Genomic DNA, 18,485 nt, shown 5'->3' on the forward strand with positions numbered 1-18,485 from the left:
AAATTTGTTATTAACCACTAGTAAAACTCTGTTCAAAGGTAACATAAGTTATCGTTTTAAATAAATCATTTTTTGATTAAATAAGTTTTTCATCACACATTTTGTTACTATTTTATTTTCAACACGCTAATAACAATTTAAACCCAATACAGTTATTGGGCTTTGCGTGAGTAACAAGTTAATCAGGAGTCCACCAAATTTATATACTCAAATTATAAAAATCCAGCAAAATATTGTTAGTAACGCAGCACAATGAATACCCCTATTTTTTATGAATAATATCCGAAGTATTCTATGGCAGACATCAATTAACGTTGAATTATCATATCAATATCAAATTGTGTTTATATCTTGGTATCATTTCGACTATGAGCACATTAACAACAGTTTTCAAAATTAACAGCATTATAGGCCTATAAAAAAATCCCAATATTTCAATCACCAATCAAATGCAAACATAAAAATCCTGCTATTGTTAAGCGAAATACATTGAATAAAACGCTTTTTTAAGTAATAAAAAATAAATTAATTACCGGCTGGATTTATTGGCTTATAAATAACTATGTCGAAAACAACTATTCAACACACAGCGATGAAGCGACTGAAAACATATTATCTATTACAAGCAAGAAATGGACAAAAAATTTTTTGTCGTTTGTCAATTTGAAGATAATTTAGTTAAGCCTTAAAATTGGTTCACTTTAAATCACAAGGCATCGTTACAGCTAAATTTTTCACATTAATATAATGTCCCAAAATTGTAATAGCATAAATTTATACTAATTAACTTTTGTAATAACTAACTTTTCAAGGATTGATAGCGTTAAAAAAGCGCGATTATTCCTTCAATTACTCAATTAGTTATTAGATGATTTTCCATAGCTTTACTTTTTATCATTCGCTAGATAATTAAATATCACAATAAAATTTGTGATATTTATCACATTAACCATATATCGTAATTTCAGTACGCAAAATCATAATATTGTTTTGATAATGAATTTTATACACTCAATCCATCGTTGTTTATTTTCAATAATTCGAAATAGAAACAAATATGCTTAAAAACTGTTTAGAAAACAGTGTGTTTATATAATTATAAGGAGATAATGATGGATAATAAAAGATTATCAGTCATGGAAAAAATAGGCTTTGGAATGGGTGATGCAGCATGTGGAATCGTTTATTCATCAGTCACCATGTTTTTGACCTACTTTTATACCGATATTTATGGACTATCAGCTGCTGCAGTCGGGATCATGTTTTTAGCAACACGAATTTTTGATGCCATTATCGATCCTATTACCGGTATGGTAGCAGATCGAACTAAAACTCGCTGGGGAAGATTTCGACCTTGGTTAATTTGGTTTGCCATTCCCTACGCTGTACTTGCAGTCATGACCTATACTACACCTGACTTTGGTTACTCCGGTAAACTCTTATATGCCTACATTACTTATGCGTTGTTGATGCTTTGCTATACCTTTATTAACATTCCTTATTGTGCACTCGGTGGAGTCATTACACGTGATGAAAAAGATCGTCTTTCTGCACAATCATTTCGTTTTACCATCTCATCAGCGGCTGGATTAATGGTATCAATTGGTACTCTATTTTTGGTCGATTGGTTTGGTAAAGAGAATAAGCAACTAGGCTTTCAAATGACAATGGCTGTGATGGGCGTTATTGCTATTGCAATGTTAGTGTTTTGCTTTGCAACAACCAAAGAACGCGTGACACCAATTGAAGATAAAAATGTCAGCATAAAAAAAGATTTAAAATGCCTTTTAGCTAATGATCAGTGGTGCATTGTTGCCATTATTACGTTCTTTTCAAGCATGGCTGGCGTAATGCGTAGTTCAGCAACGCTCTATTATGCAACTTATTTAATGATGGGCGGTATTAGTTCGGCAGCGGGAACGGCTATGAAGTCTGCTTTTGTGTCAACCTCTGTAATCGGTACTATTTTAGGTGCGATGGCTGCCGGATATTTTGCTAAACGTTTTACCGCGATTCAATTATTTAAAAATATTAATTTAATTTTATTTGCCATTGGCGTAATTATGTTTTTTATTCCGCCGGTTTGGTTAGCGGTGGTGTTTCCTCTTTATTTTTTAATCGGCTTTTTTCATTCAATGTATCAACCATTCAAATGGAATATGATGGCAAATGCGGCCGATTATGGTGAATGGAAATTTGGTCGACGCGCAACAGGCTTGTCTTTTTCTGGAAACTTATTTGCACTTAAATTAGGTATGGCAATTGCGGGCGCATTGGTTGGTATTTGCTTAGGCTTATTGGGTTATCAAGCTGGTGTTGAAGTACAAACGCCACTGGCAACGATGGGCATTATTGGACTGTTAACTATAGGGCCTGCGTTTTCATATTTGTTACTTTGGTGGCTTATGCGTTTTTATAAATTAGATGACAAAATGATGGAAAAAATTCAACAAGATTTACTTGCCAGACAAAAAAATATTGAAAACAATAACTAGGATAAAAAGTTACGTTAATGGCGTAATGTAAAAGGTAATTATATGCGTTCTGATTATTATAACAATCCCATCATCTGTGCTGATTATTCTGATCCAGATATCGTTAGAGTGAAAGACGACTTCTTTATGGTTTCATCTAGCTTTAATCATATGCCAGCACTGCCGATTTTGCATTCTAAAGATTTAGTGAATTGGCAAATTATAAATCATGTATTTTCGTCTCTTGATTTACCGGGTTATGATTGTGTGCAACCAGGTAAAGGGGTTTGGGCACCATCAATCCGTTATCATCATCAAAAATTTTGGGTATTTTTCAGTACGCCCGATGAAGGGATATTTATGTGTAATACGCATAATCCGTGGGGCGAATGGAGCAAACCACATTGCGTAAAACCTGCATTAGGTTGGATTGACCCTTGTCCATTTTGGGATGATGATGGTCAAGCTTGGTTAGTTCATGCTTTTGCACAAAGCCGTTCTGGCATCAAGCATAAATTACAGCTATTTCGTATGACTAATGATGGAACGGCTTTAATTGGCGATGGAAAAATTATTTATGATGGCACAGCCGACTTGCCAACACTTGAAGGCCCAAAACTCTATAAAAGAAACGGTTGGTATTATATTTTTGCGCCAGCTGGCGGCGTTGAAACCGGTTGGCAAACCGTATTGCGTAGTCAACACTTAGAGGGACCTTGGACTGCACGTAATGTCTTATTTCAAGGTAATACCGCTATTAACGGTCCCCATCAAGGCGGCTGGGTTGAAATTGATAATAATCAATGCTGGTTTGTACACTTTCAGGATGCCAATTTATATGGACGAATCGTACATCTACAACCAATGCACTGGGGTGATGATGATTGGCCAAGAATCGGAACCGCCATCGATGATAACTGCGGTCAACCTGTTGTGTCATATCCAAAACCATTAACCACTTGTAATTCAGATGATTATACCATGCAAACGAGCGATGACTTTAAGCAAGGCAAGATCGGTTTACAGTGGCAATGGCAAGCCAATCCTCAAAAAAATTGGCTTGCAGAACAGAGCGATGGCTTAACGTTAAATTGTTACCCATTACCAATACATAACAAACAGCAAACACTCTATTTCGCTCCTAATTTGTTATTACAAAAATTTTCGTCATGGCAATTTACCGCTGAAACTGCATTAGAACTCAATCCAAACAATTCGGGTGATTTTGCAGGTTTGATCATTTATGGAGAACGTTATGCGGCCCTAACCCTCTGTTATAAAAATAATCACTATTTTTTATGTTATCGATATGGTTGGATGAAAGATGCTGGGATAGTTGATGAATATCAAGAAACGATTACTGAACTGGATTCACCGAATTGCCAATTAAAAGTTGAGGTCGGATTAAACGGTATTTGCCAATTTTATTATCAAGATACCAATAAAGCGTGGCAAAAGATCAGCCGTGATTTTGCGGCAGGCAAAGGCAAATGGGTTGGTGCGAAAGTGGGTATTTTTGCTGCCAGCGAAGCAAAACAAGCAATAAGTGGTAAAGGTAAATTCAAGTATTTTGAAATTATTGCCAAATAGATCACAATACAAGGTAATATCAGCAATAAACATACTATTTTTGATATTACCTATTTATATCAAATTAGACCACTGTTAAACAATGATATAGTTAGATGAACTTATAGCTTTATGATACAAAAAATTGTAATTGAGTTATAAATTTATTACAGCTTAATAAGCGTATATGGCTAATGTTTTTTTATTTAAATTCTAAGCGTATTATCAACATCACGATTTATAACAAGCATTATTGCTACTTTTTAAATAGCTAGCAATAACACTGCGTTAAGTACCATTTATTAATAAATTGACCACTGATTAGTGGTAATAATAACCTGTAGCCAATGCAAATTGTTATCATTAAATTTTAGTCATAAATGACTGGTAAATTAAATGCTAGTTTTAGTAATTAGCATATTAGTTTACAGCTTATCCAATAACTGTGCTTTTTTCGCGTTAAATTCATCTTGAGTCAAGATACCTTCATCAACCAGTTGTTTGAGCTGTTTTAATTGGTTAATAATTTGTTCATTATTAGCCGACGCTGCGGTATTTGTGGCATTATTTTTATTTAAATCAAATGATTTTGCTAAATCTAAACCTGCACCAAGTTGTAACCCTGCTCCTGCAAGTCCCCCTTCATTTTGAGCTGCATCGCGTAATGCTTTGAGTTTTTCATGCTCGACATAATCTAAACCGACCTCTTTGGCAGCTAATGCATCCGTTCTTGAATTAGCTATTTTACTAATGCGCTCCAAAGTCTCTTCACTAAATGTGGCGGACTCAATTTGAAAATCCTCTAACAAAAGACCTAATTTACCAAAAATAGCTTGCAAACTATGTTTAATTTGGTCAGATAATTTAACCAATTGCGAATCAATATTTTGATAAGAATAACTTTCCGTTGCTAATTGTGAGGTGATAGTTGGAATGATACGCGAAATCATTAATTGACTCAGATCGTTTGCGGTATAAACTGATTTACTACCTACTACTTCGGTAAAAAAATGCTGAGCTTGTTCAATTTTAATTGCATAGGTTCCATAAGCACCAAGTTCAATTGGAAATTGATATACACTATCAATATATTTTATCGGCGTTGATGTACCCCATTTTTGATTAACCAAACTTGCTAAACGGAAAAAATACACATGCATTTTATGTTCACTTTCCAAGCTTTGTAGTATTTTAACAAAGTTAGTAATGAAAGGATGATTTGATGTAGAAAGTTCATAAATACCCGATTTAGTCATCACATCGATCACTTCACCCTTATAAACTAAAATGCAGCCTTGTCCCGGATTGATAATTAATTTACTGGCATTTTTTACTTCATTAGTTGGAGTTGGAAACTCATAAAATAAAACATTTTGCTCTTGGTTTTTCCACTCTATTACTGTTTTTAGTTGTCTTTTAAAAAAGTTGCCTAATCCCATATCATATTCCTTATACTAGTCATACTTATTATTTTTCATTTACTAAAGTTAGTTTTTTAATGATAGTACCATCAGAAGCTATTTGCGCATACTTATCGCAACTCTGTTTAATGATAAATCCATCATTAAAAGGCATGATCTCTTTTATGGTGATATCATCACTTGATAATGTCCAAATCACTTTACCGTTATTAATATCCAATCGTTGATAATTATAATTTGAATCAGGACTTGCACTAGTTCTGGTTTTTATAATTAATGTATTATCGTCAAAATAGATAATTTCAGGATTAAAGTAAAGTCTATCCGGAGTAAGGTTTTGATGAGAAACCAGTTGATATTTTGGATTATTGTAATAAGGAAGACTGTAATTATAGGCGCTTGCCGCATCAGTAGACTTGCCAGAACCATCAGTATTTTGATCACCAACTTTAGCTGATGTAAAAGTGTAATGGCTTTTACCATCAGGACTAATAAAAGTAAATTTAATTAACTTAAAATCCTCACCATAATTATTGGCAAAGCTAAAAGCAGTGTGTTTACTGGTATCATCTGCACTCCGCTCAAAATCTTTAATTGTCATATAAAAATCATTATTATCAACAAAAGCTTTATCCTGCAAAGGGAAATAATAGATCTTTTGCCCATCATCAGTCAGTATATGTAAAACGTGGCCAACGACGCCTTGTGCGGTCGTGATATTGACTGAGGCAATGCCTTTATCAAATTGAGGATAATTTTGCAATAACGAAGATGTCACATCAGTTAGGGTAAAATTCTTTTTATCAAGTAAAAAAACAGTGCGTTTGTTTGCAACTAGATAGGTTTTATCTTTAGTAAAGTCATATGAAGTCCAATTAACTTTACCAAACTTATCAAATTTCACATTAGCAATTGGGCTTTCTTGCACAATTTTTTCAGAAAGCAAATCATACACAGTAAAATAATACTTTTGTTCATAGGGTAACCCATTGGAACGATTAATGATTCCCATCACAAAAGGTTTATTATCGACTAAAACTAATGAGCAAAAATTATAATTAACACGCAATGTACCACTACTTTGCGCAATTTGCGGATTGGCCGATACTGATTTCGTGGTAGTAGTCTGATTTTGTTGTATTTGCGTAGTTGCGGCTGGGGCATCATAAGAAGGCTTCGATTTAAAAAACATATTGAGCAAACCAACACAAACGCAGCCAACCACGATACAGCCTAGAATAACAATTATTTTTAATTTAAAATCACCAAAATACTCATTATCTAAATTAGTTTGTTTATTATCATAAGTGACATTAACATTAATATCATCACTATCTAAAAAATATTCAGTATGACAATTTTCACAACGATAATGATCGGGTTTAATTTCAGTTTTTTGTATGCTACCACAATTTGGGCACTTAATTATTTTGATTTGCTTTGCCATTCCTATTTACTCTTAGCATTATTTAATTTTGGATAAATATCGACTATTTTATCGATTAAATAAAGGAGTGTCACTTGAAATATAGGTTTAAATTTAACGCTAACTTGCCTATTTCATCAGCAAATTTGTAAAACAGATCAAATGAAGTTTCTACAATAATAATGACGTTTATTCTAATAACAAAGTGACAAAATTAATCACAAAATCAAGTAACACTATTCAAAAAAACGATAAATAGGTATTCAATCGAGATCAAGTAAATCAATTAATAATTATTCTGTTAGTGTAGTGGAGAATTTTAAGTGTAAAAATGATAACAAATAATACACTACCAATTTTGAAAGGAATGATGCCCTGATATTTACAACTAATTGTTTATTATCAATAAAATGAATAAAGCGAGATAATTTATAGGATTAATCAAAAAGAAAGCTTATCTGCTTAATTATAGAAAAGGAAGGATAAGGTGAATGGAAAAAATTGGTAGTGTTTGTTTAATTTATTCGGGCTTAGTTGGAAATGAAATATTCGTATCAGATACATCAATGCGAGTTAATAATATGCGATATTTTTTCCATTGTTTCAGCTGTTCCTCTTCATTAGATTCTTGCATATCTAGATCGATAATATCTTGAAGCACCGCTATTTTTTCATTGGCTTGATTTATTAGTGAATTTTTCATAATTTGATTTTGTTCAATGGTAGCGTTATTTTCAGCTACTTTATCTTTCACCCATTTTTTCCCGTTCCATTTGCAAAATTCGAATGGTTCAAATAACGTAAATCCTGCTTTAAGTTCACCAAGGTAGTCAATTTTAACGGCGTCTTTTGTTTCAATATTAAAGGCTGTTTTTTCGCGGTTATCTTCGACTAAAACCCATTTACCATCTTGCTCACACGGACAAAACCCATCTTTAAATTCAGGAGCAATCCGTAACGCATTGTCAGGTGGCATTGTGTCGTCGTTAGCCTCTAATTGATGTGTGTACGGTTTAAGGTCATCTGTATTATCATAATAATAATTAATCATATCAAACTCCAAGGTAAATTACAGGTGTCATACCAATGTTAAGTGGGCGATTTTCATTTGCTGTTGGTACTACTCGTGATGCATAAAAGTCATACCCCCATACTTCGTAATCTCTAGTTGTTAAAAACGCCGCGTTTGTAGGATTAATTGCTCGTGTACCTTTAAATGCACCTCTCGCATACTCGTTGTGATTTGCCACTACGCCAGAATCGAAATGCCCCCAAATTTCTCGGATAGCATCATCTTCAACACTACCTACTTGTCGGCTAGCTCCATCAGCGGCTCGCTCAAAAAAACCACGCCCATCGGCAGAAAATGCCGTTGGCACATTAATATATTGTTGTCCATTTATAGTTTTAATCGTAATGCGATGGTCGTTTTTATAATTAATGGATAAACCATTTAAAACCTGCCCTTGAGGTGAACTTAATAAGTAATTATCGCCATTTCGGAAATACCAACCAAATGGTAATTCATCACGTCGAAACGGCATTAAACGTTGATCTCCAATCGGAATGTATTTTCCAATATTTGTCGTTGTGATTTGCTCTACCCATGGCTCCCAGTAGCCATTTGACGAACCGCCTATATAGTTACGTATAAATTGCCGTGCCCCTTTGAATGTTGTGTATACTTGAACGCACCCCTGATCACCCATCGCATAAGTTGGATAAATAACTAATGAGCCAGCATCTTGAATCGGATACCCCCTCGTCAACAGCGCATATTCGCCAAGATTCTGACAATAAACTCCTTTTTGAATACCCCCAAAGTTGCTAATGTTCGTAACCCCAAGATAACCGTAATAATGAAATTCCGAGCCTACTTTTACGGAATTATTAACAGCTTCTGTTAAAGCTTTTTGTGATTTTATCGTAACAACTCTACCATCGGGGGCAGTTAATTCAATATCCCCCGTGCCTGTTAGAATTTTTTGCCAGCCGTCTAATTGTTTTTGATAATATGATAGTGAAGATGATATTTCCAACGCAAACTGTTCAATAGAAATGGTTGGCGATGTTGGAATTTTATATGTTATTCCTTTTGCTGTATTTCCTCCATAATTATCAGCCAACGTTAATTGCGTATCAGACTGTACGGATGTTATCTCATAAATTTCAATTTGATTAGATGATTGTAGCAATAACATTCTACCAGCAGAAATACCCAACAACTGATTAGCCCATTTAGTGCCAATCCCTGTCACGATGTTACTGCCTTTTGTTACATTGATTGTACCTGTTTTGTACCAAGACATAGTATTCCTCGAAATTTGAATATAAAAATCTAATAATTTTTGTTAGTTAATCAATAAACCCGCTAGAGTTATTTGTCAGCAACACCACTGAATTAAAGCCAAAAATATATGTGAATGTTCCTTGATCTGGTTTATTGACTGTTACTGATACATCGATCCGTTCACCTAAACTAAACGGAGGAATTGATAGGCATAAATTTTCAATTTTTCCATCACGATAAAATTCATTTAAACTAAATGGGTATTGGTTATTAAATAATAATCGGATATTACCTCTGATATAATTTTGGGGTCTGGAAAATTGGTCGTATACATTAATTTTAATGTCACCAAGAAATGCTAAAGTTTGCGGTAATCCATTACCTTCAATACTCATAACGAATTTATTTTCGTTTGGATTACGCTCGTACAAACCAACTTTTTTTTGGAAAAATTTAGCAGAAACAATATTCCCTTTAATTTGATTAACGTTGAGAACACCTTTTATGTTACAGTTTTCATTAATTACAACATTATTTAACTCTCCTGATGTTGCCTTTAACTTTCCTGTTATATCAGCATTCACCGCAGTGAGTTTCCCTTCGTTTTTTGACAATTGCCAACCAGAAACCCCATATTGGTAATTATCAGACTGAATGACATTACCAATTTTTGCACTATCAATTGACGCATCTCTGATTTTTGCATTAGTAATTGTTCCATTACCGATAACTGCATCATTAATAACCACCTGATTGCCCTGTGTGGTAAATACCATTTGAGGGTTACCGTTGGCATGATTCATAATTGAAAATCGATCTTGCAAGAAGATAACATTTGATTGCATGCCTGCTGAGGTATTTTCAACCCCCATGGTCATACCCGAAACATACTGCCTTCCATTATTATCAATCTCCACTTTCATTGTGCGGTAGGCAGATAATTTACCATTGGTGTCTTGGATGGCTTTTGACACATCATTAACTTGCGCAGACACATTACCGATATTGGTATTAATTGAGCTAATACTATTAGCCTGTGAAGTAATTACATTACCTTGTTGAGTAACTTTTGTATCCATTTGATTAATGGCTGTTGCATTATTTTTAACACTATAATTTACACTATCTATTGATGATGATAATTGCGTTAGAATGTTACTTTGAGACTCAATCGATTCACCTTGTTTTACAGTCGTTTGTTTAAGTTCATTGATACTAGCATTGGCACCATTTAGATTTGATGAGATTTCGGTCAATTTAACTGCGGTTGCCTCACTTTCATTTACAACCAAAGCTTTCGTTTCTTTTATTTCAGCATGAGCATTACCGATTTCTTTTCGCCACCTTTGAGAATCAACATCATTTGCTAAAGCGTTTTCAATAATGGACTTAGCATTTTCGATTGATAAACGTGTATTTTCAGCCAGCATAGTAGTATGGTCTGTGATAGAGCTGGTGTTATTATTTGTTTGTTCTACTAATGAGTTCCATGCGTCAGTCTCTTTTATTTCCTCAAAAATATGATCGGTTAAGTCATTGGTATTGGTACTGGAAATACCTTGCACCCAATCGGTCCAATCACTCACATTACCAATTTTATCAACTAAACGAGCACGATAGAAAAAGGTTTGACCAATTGCAAGTCCCATTTGTGAATAGCTGCAACTAGGATAACTAACGTTAGAAAGTAATCTTGCATCTTCTTCATTTTCATTGTTGGAATATTGAATTTCGGTATGGCTGGTATCGCTCGCGCCTTTAGGAAAGGACCAAGTTAAATCTATACCCAATATCACATCATCACTTGCGCTAAAGCCGACAGGTTTTTCGGGTGTTCCAACTTTGCCTTTAATGAATTTTGATTGTGAATATGCCCAAGGTGATGAAGTATCAAGCGCATTAACAGCGCGAACACGCACATCATATGTACCCGAATAAATACCTTCAATGGAAAAGTTAGTTCCATTAGTTTTGCCAAAATTAATCCAAGATGAATTATCTTTTCGCCATTGGGCAATATAATTTGTTGCACCTTCAACGGCATCCCACTGAGTATTCAAACACGAAATAGACAGTCCTTGTGAGATATAGCTACTTTCAAAAACACTAATATTTTTTGGCGATGATACCGCTGTCGGCGGTACCACAGTAATTGGCTTAGGCTCAATTCGGATTCCATTATCAATGTAGTTGAATTTATTGGGGTCATGCTCCACAGCAGTAATGTTGAATTTACCATTTTCACTTGCCGATATTGAGGTAACCCGAAAATATTGAATAGCAACATTATCACTGTCAATACACCAGATTGCTCCAGCGACAGGTGTTATTTTATAGTTTGCAGTCACCGTAATTGTTTGCCGATCTTCACTAATTGATCTAATCGTTCGACTTTGCGCGGTACCATCGGGCAAATTAATCACTAAACGATCTCCGACTTGATAATCTATCTTTCTATCAAGTGTGATTTTTCGACCAGTAACTGATTGTATTCGTCCGCCGTTTTCTTTACCTGAACGTGAGGGATCGGCGATACCAATAATTCTGGCTGGTAAAGGAATATAACCATCTAATCCGACGGTAAACGCAACCACTTCATCTTTCGCATTTGAAAGCAAAGCCCATCGTCCACGCCTTTGGGCTTCGGCTTGCGATGTACAGCCTATAGCGGTTAACTTCATGACATTAACATCATAACGACGCATCAAGTCATAATCCCAGACGGGTTCAACATCGTCACAGTAATGGTTATTCGGATCTGAATAGGCCACTAAACATGATGTATAGCGATTTTTATATGAACCACTTGAATAGGTAAAATCACCAACAACATTTGAAGGATGGTAAATAAAATCAGGTTCATCTTGTGGCATATCCGCCGTTAGACAGATTTGATCGTTACCCCAAAATAGTATGCCACGAAATGAAGCCACCAGATCTTTTAAAACAGTATAGGCTTCTTCCTGACTTTGTATATATTCATTACAAACAAAACGTGGTTCTTTTCCGCCTCGCCCATCAGATACCATCTGATCACAATACTGACCCAGTTGATAGATAGACCATTTATCAAGCATGCTGGCATCAATTCTTAACCCCATTCCTGCTATTTCATCGCGCATTAAGTAATAGGCAAGCCAAGCAGGGTTATTGGTATAAGCCATTTTAAAGCCACCTGTCCATGTGCCAATGTATGTTCGACTCACTGGATCGTAATTATCAGGAACTTGAACAACTTTACCTTTAACTTTACAACTAATTTTAGGTATGGAACCATTAAATTGACTTGCATCTAATTCGATGTAAAGTAAAGCCGTATTTGGGTAGCGTAGTTTGCTATCAATTATTTCAGCATAGGATGACACGCCAAATGCATTAACCAATTTACTCGATTTTGAATCAGGAGTGAATCGTCTTACTCGTATAGCCCAACCATCCATAGCTTTCGGTAAATTAATCCGGTGATCACGCTGATATTCTGAAGTGGTTTTACCCTGAAACGTCCCATTTATCACAGTTTGAAAAGCACCACCATCAGTTGATAATTCGATAGCATATTTGGTAACCGTACCAACTGAATCACCATTATCCTTATACTCAACGTGAGCCGGTAAACTCAATTTAATACGAACTGCATCCAGATCTAAATTCGAAAATGCACGCACCCACGGTTTATCCGCTTTAACAGTGAAACCAGCTCGCAATTCATTACTAATTTCGGGTATACCTTGAATATAGTCTTGCGTCTGCGAGCCATTGCGAAACTCCCAATTAACGCCTTTGAAGTTACGAGAACCATCTAAATTAGCCAGCGGAGTGTTATCAATAAAAATATCTTGCTCTGTTAAATGCCCCTGAATTTCACCTTCGCTTAACGCTAATAACAACTTAAGTTTGGCGTTTGACAGTAAATTATCAGGTTGTTCATATGGCGTATGTTGTTTTTTACTTCCGCCTTTTTGCCCTTCTATCAATTGCATAACTCACCTACTGTTGGTCTTCTGAATAAATACCGGCATTAATTACCGCGCCACCAATTTCACGTTCACCAAGCAAAACAGGCACAGGATAGCCAACAGCATTAGTATTCACTGGCCCACCAAATCCATAATTAGGTTTATTTTCGGCACTCGATGATTTACCTGCATTAAATTTAGGCTGTGGAGTCAGTAGTTGAACCACGCCCCCCAACATCATGCTAATACCAATTCCTGTTAGAATAGATGTTGCGCTCATCGTACTAGCCGTCAAGAGAGTTCCCCACTGAGCTAATGTTGCCCCTGCTGTAAAAAAAGCGGCAACTAATGCAACTGCACCAATAATAATTTGAAACATACCTCCACTTTTTGCACCTTGTGTAACTGGCATAATCATATAATTTTTACCATTCGCATTAATATCAAACTCATCAATACCAATATTTTTGCCATCAACAAAAAAAGCGAACTTAATACCTTTTAAATGTGCTGAACACATGTACTTTTCAAATCCTTTGATCGTTGCACATAGTGCGCGTAATAGTTCTTTAAGATTTTGTACATCATATTGATGATTTTTACCAAACTGCTTAGCCATTGCACCTTTTAGTGTTAAATTACTGAGCATGAAATAACTCCTTATGTCGTACTATGCGAACTGTTCTATCTCGAAAATATTTACCGTAAGGTGTACGAGTCGATAATTGACCGTATAAATGATGTAAAATAAGATTGTCACCAACATAAATAGCAGCATGATTGGTCACTTGCGCACCAATACGCATCATGATGATATCGCCAACTTGCATTTCAGTGATGTTGACTGCAACAAATCCTTCAGCTTGCCAATTTTCATCATAAAGATGTTCTGTTCCGCTTTCCCACCACTGTCTTGGAACCGAATAATTATTTAAATCAATATGATATTCTCGCTGATAATAATCCATAATCAGTGACCAACAATCAGCATGCCCGAGTAGCCATTGGCGTCCGGTATAATCTCGATTTACGCGCGGTGATATTGTGCAAAAATCACCATCGGGTACAGATATAATGCCCCACTCAATACCTGAATGATCACATTGAATACGGTCAAATTCAGATGGCACTAGTGATACAACATCAGGATGAGAGTGAATAATCATGATAATTTCGCCCAACTTTTCGGCTTGTAATTGTTCGTCTACAGCAATCAAAAAATGCTCTTTAGGATTATCAGAAATATTCTGACAAGGAACATATTTTTGTGATTTACCCGTATCAATAATCAATCCACAGGCTTCATTTGGGTATTGACTCTCTGCATGATTTTTTATGGCATCTAATAATTTTTGTCTCATATTACTTACTCTGTAAATTAGCTGCTGGAAAACCACCGAAAGGAAGCGAAGCATTACCATGCCTTGCTTTACAATCTTTTAAAAGTCCACCGCATACATCTTTTGCTGGATCATCCGTTGGATCACCAGTTTTGGTGAAATATTTATTACCAGCATAATCACAACCAGTACCGCTTCGATACCAGCCACGCATACACCAAGTGCAAACAGTGGTAATTTGCCTTGTTGGTAGCTGTAGATTTTGGATATCAAAAGGTGAACATAACTCAAACTCAACCATAGTTTTGGTTTCTGTTTTTTTGCTATTTACATAAAATAGTTGTACGCGTTCTTGAGCTGGATCTGCATTTGGATTACCTTTAATCCAATTGGCCGCATCCAAATACTTAGCCATTGTGGTATGGATTTTGATTTTTGCTTGAACTAAATCTGCATAATCCAAGCAAAGCCTTGTCACTTTTCCTTCAATATTGCCAACTGATAACGTTGGTGTCGGTTGGGCGCCTGTGCTACTTAACTCAAGACCTTTTAGTTCGTAAGGGTAAGGTAAGTATTCTTTTCCTTGCCATTTAATAGAAGGTAAATTATCAACAACAAAAGAGGCCCAACCCTCTGATGAGACATTATGCGCATGAAAACGAAGGACTTCATCTAATCCAAATTTTTTACCATCAAGTTCAATAAGTTGAATTAACTCGTTGCCTTCAAGTGCTTGTAAGTCCTGTGTTATTGGCATTTATGTTCTCCAGACATAAAAAAACCACCTAAGGTGGTTAATTGAATAGGTAATAATAATTTATGGTGCATAAGCCTGAATAAATTTGAATGATAGTGAAATAACATTTCCCCCCATAAATTCTGATTCGATAGATTTATTTACGACTCGGTATAACTTTTCTTCACCATAGGGATTAGTCCATTTGAAAGATTTGATAATATGAGAATTTAAAAAAGCGCGAACTTGTTTAACTTCGCTTTGTTGCCCCATATAAGTCAATTGCCACTCTTCTGTAGTACTATTAATGCCCGTACTTGATAATTGTGTATAACCATCACCAAAACTAATTTCATTAATATTGGATAGATCCGAAACTTTTGGATTTCCCATTGTTTTCCATTGAAATTTATCTACTGCCATAACCTCTCCAATCACTTACCTTGCATGCATCACGTTATATAAGTCACCACCAGGTGAAACAAGTTTTTTCATCATCTCATTCATGCGTTGCTGTATAACGGCACCAACTTGAGCCTCAACAGTTTTTGCATCAATATTATTTTTTGTCGTTGTTACTGAGTTGTTTTCTGATGACATATTAACAGCAATATTTGCCGATACATTTACAGCACTTGTTGATTGATTTGATTGACGAGTAAAAGCAATGGGTGAAGCCTGACCAACATCAACATATCCACCACTAGCATACTCTTGTTTTTTATCATTCATTAATGCATAAAGAGTATTTACCCCTATACGTTTGGTTGCTTCTTTAGTGAAAACAAATTCACCTTTGTGAACAATACCGGCTGGTTGATATTTATTACCTCGACCGGTAAAGCCCCCTGGGTTTAACGCATATCCAACATTACCACCCTTTGCATAACCACGAATTTCACCGCCACTGTAAGCATCTTGAAGCCCCCCCGTTGCTTTACTTGCTCCACCACCAAACCTCATCCACCCTAAAGCAGTTTGAATTACTCTGGCTAGTATTAGCTTATTAATAATTTCAATAATATTAATTAAGATAGAACGGGCAAACTCGTTAAAATTGGCTTTTCCAGTCGTCACTAATTGAGTCATCATATTTGCCATAGAGCCCATGGTATTTTGTGCAAACCCTTTGGCTGCGCTAAATACGTCTTGTGCAGTATCAGCATAGTCTAAAAGTCCCACTTTTAGCCCCATTAACCAATTACCTTGATTAGCATCATCTTGCTGCCAACTTTTTTGTAATGTCTGTTTAGCTTGATCATATTGGTTTGTTAAATTTTCTATCTGGCTTGGATCTTTTGTTTTATCCAACTCATTTTGTTTATTTATATCAAGTTGCTTTAATTGAGCTTGTCTTGCAGCATCTTTTGATGACATACCAAATGTTGCTTGTTTAATTTGCCCGTCAACAGATAAATTTGCTGTATATTCTTTCATTTTTTGAATAGCTTTAGCTGCTGCTTCGTATTTAGCAATCTCATCACCAATAGCCGCATTTTTTGCATACTGAGTAAGTAACGCTTCTTTGTGCGCTAAAACATATTTTTCTTCTTCAGTAAGTCTCTTTTTATTATTACTGCTTTCTAATACTTGAATTTGGTTTTGTAGATCCAGATATTTTCTACGTTCAGATGTAATTGCTTCTACTGCTAAACTTTGCTCTTGTAATTCTTGAAGTTGATTTCTAAGACTTATTTCTTGCTGTTGGGATGTTTGTAATAAATTTGTTGTTGAATTTCCTCTGCTCGAATTACTCGCTTCAATTGCAGCTGCTACAGCGTTTCTTTTATCTTCTGTCACATAACCAGGTTGATCTTTTTTAAAAATTTTATTAGCTGCATCTGCCAGTCTATTCATTTCATCAAGTTCAGCTTTTGTACGCTGACGTGGATTCATGATCATTCTTTCGTATTGATAGAATGGGCTTTTTTTAGGATCTTGTGCTTGATCTAAATTTGTAATTAATTTTAAAGATTTTAGTTTAAGTGATGCATCGTTCGCTTTTTTTTCAATTTCAAACAAACTATCAATCAACATTTTGAATTTATTTGAACTATTTTCGGAAGTAAGGTAAAGATGGCTTAGTTCTTCTATTAAATTGTTAATTTTTTCTTCTACTTTAATTGAATCAGTTTCAGACCTTATATCAGCTAATTGTTCTAATACTCTTCTAGCGCCTTCATAACTCATTCCATAATATTCAGCTAATTTTTTTGTTTTTAGTTCAATATTTTCAATTTCATCCAAATCAATTTTGCTTCCGGATTTGAGTTTATCTATACTATTAAGTACTGAATTTAAATTTGTTTCAGCTCTCATTCCCATTGAATTCGCTGAATTAACCAGATCAACTAAGCCATCTGTCGCGTTCTCTATATCATGATGCAATTGTTGTTTGATAACTGAAATAATGGTATCTAAATCTATTTTACTTGATTTAACCATGGCTTCAACCAACGCTCTATTTCTTCCAAGTAAATTCATCATTTCATCAGATAAAAAAGTAAATCCTGTGTTTTTATCTGTGTCCAATACTTTATTTAAACGATCTTGTGCTGCGGCTAGTTTTTCTGTTGCTGATTCAGTTTCGAATAATTTTGGTACTAAACCTGTTAAAAAACTAGATAATGCAGAAATACCAATATTTATTGGGTTAATCGTGGTCAATAAGTTATTAAATGACTTACCTATTTCGGTTTTAATTTTATTAGCAAAACTATTTCCGACTGATGGAGTGGTTTCTTTGCTCTGATTTGTGTTTGTTACCGAAAGATCTTTTCTGGCATTTTTTAACTCTTTCGAAGCTGAGGTTAGATTTCTTACACTATCAATCTGATTTTTAAAGCTTTTAAATAATTTATCATTAAATTCTATTAAACTTCTTGTTGTATTACTGCTAAAAATTAAGCTTTTTTGATACTCATTTAAACTAATTCGACTATAGTCAATGCTTTTAGTTATTTGAGAAAATTTACTATTCATCATTAACTGTGCATTACTGAATCTATCTGATGCTACGGTAGCTGCATCAGCTTTTTTCGTAAAATCATCCAATTTTTTATTTACTTCTGTAACACTTTTAACATTAATTTTTAACGTTAGCGATGTAATTTGTTCTGCCATAATACTCTCCAGGCATAAAAAAACCCGCCTGAGCGAGTTTATTAAGTTATAAGTTGTTCTACTCAAATAGAGAAGCCAATCTTAAATTAAATCTGTTGTTAAATATTATTTAAAGAATTTATTACCAACAATAATAGTGCTTACTTTATT

12 protein-coding genes are annotated in these 18,485 nt (G+C 34.9%); 2 read left to right on the forward strand and 10 right to left on the reverse strand.

Annotated features, from left to right (window positions below):
• Window positions 1–1,109 precede the first annotated feature (1,109 nt).
• Both A9G09_RS09825 and A9G09_RS09830 read left to right on the forward strand, forming a co-directional pair.
• Window positions 1,110–2,495: an MFS transporter gene (locus A9G09_RS09825; RefSeq protein ID WP_065634656.1), complete on the forward strand. Its 1,386-nt coding sequence runs from the start codon at window positions 1,110–1,112 to the stop codon at window positions 2,493–2,495.
• A 42-nt stretch (window positions 2,496–2,537) separates the two neighbouring features.
• On the forward strand, window positions 2,538–4,064 hold the full coding sequence (locus tag A9G09_RS09830; RefSeq protein ID WP_065634657.1) for a glycoside hydrolase 43 family protein: 1,527 nt from the start codon (window positions 2,538–2,540) through the stop codon (window positions 4,062–4,064).
• A gap of 404 nt (window positions 4,065–4,468) precedes the next feature.
• Here the strand turns inward: A9G09_RS09830 and A9G09_RS09835 are convergent, their stop codons facing one another.
• The 10 genes from A9G09_RS09835 to A9G09_RS09880 all read right to left on the reverse strand — a co-directional run bounded on the left by A9G09_RS09835 (window position 4,469) and on the right by A9G09_RS09880 (window position 18,335).
• Complete coding sequence (locus tag A9G09_RS09835) at window positions 4,469–5,482, reverse strand: SPFH domain-containing protein (RefSeq protein ID WP_065634658.1); 1,014 nt, start codon at window positions 5,480–5,482, stop codon at window positions 4,469–4,471.
• 28 nt (window positions 5,483–5,510) lie between these two features.
• Window positions 5,511–6,911 (reverse strand): hypothetical protein, encoded by a 1,401-nt coding sequence (locus A9G09_RS09840; RefSeq protein WP_065634659.1) that lies wholly within the window; start codon window positions 6,909–6,911, stop codon window positions 5,511–5,513.
• Between the two features lie 499 nt (window positions 6,912–7,410).
• A complete protein-coding gene (locus A9G09_RS09845) occupies window positions 7,411–7,941 on the reverse strand; it encodes a tail fiber assembly protein (RefSeq protein WP_065634660.1) in 531 nt (176 codons plus the stop codon).
• A 1-nt stretch (window position 7,942) separates the two neighbouring features.
• On the reverse strand, window positions 7,943–9,199 hold the full coding sequence (locus tag A9G09_RS13030; protein ID WP_218056889.1) for a pyocin knob domain-containing protein: 1,257 nt from the start codon (window positions 9,197–9,199) through the stop codon (window positions 7,943–7,945).
• 46 nt (window positions 9,200–9,245) lie between these two features.
• Window positions 9,246–13,160 (reverse strand): DUF1983 domain-containing protein, encoded by a 3,915-nt coding sequence (locus A9G09_RS09855; protein ID WP_065634661.1) that lies wholly within the window; start codon window positions 13,158–13,160, stop codon window positions 9,246–9,248.
• 7 nt (window positions 13,161–13,167) lie between these two features.
• A complete protein-coding gene (locus A9G09_RS09860) occupies window positions 13,168–13,785 on the reverse strand; it encodes a tail assembly protein (protein WP_065634662.1) in 618 nt (205 codons plus the stop codon).
• On the reverse strand, window positions 13,775–14,497 hold the full coding sequence (locus A9G09_RS09865) for a C40 family peptidase (RefSeq protein ID WP_065634663.1): 723 nt from the start codon (window positions 14,495–14,497) through the stop codon (window positions 13,775–13,777). The genes A9G09_RS09860 and A9G09_RS09865 overlap by 11 nt, the downstream gene beginning before the upstream one ends.
• Window position 14,498: 1 nt before the next feature.
• The gene (locus A9G09_RS09870) at window positions 14,499–15,233 is read right to left on the reverse strand and encodes a phage minor tail protein L (protein WP_065634664.1); all 735 of its coding nucleotides are present in this window, start codon (window positions 15,231–15,233) and stop codon (window positions 14,499–14,501) included.
• Between the two features lie 60 nt (window positions 15,234–15,293).
• Window positions 15,294–15,635: a phage tail protein gene (locus A9G09_RS09875; protein WP_065634665.1), complete on the reverse strand. Its 342-nt coding sequence runs from the start codon at window positions 15,633–15,635 to the stop codon at window positions 15,294–15,296.
• A gap of 15 nt (window positions 15,636–15,650) precedes the next feature.
• A complete protein-coding gene (locus A9G09_RS09880; RefSeq protein WP_065634666.1) occupies window positions 15,651–18,335 on the reverse strand; it encodes a phage tail tape measure protein in 2,685 nt (894 codons plus the stop codon).
• Window positions 18,336–18,485: the final 150 nt, after the last annotated feature.

The sequence above is a fragment of the Gilliamella sp. wkB292 genome, assembly GCF_001690235.1.
GTDB classification, from domain to species: domain Bacteria; phylum Pseudomonadota; class Gammaproteobacteria; order Enterobacterales; family Orbaceae; genus Gilliamella; species Gilliamella apicola_F.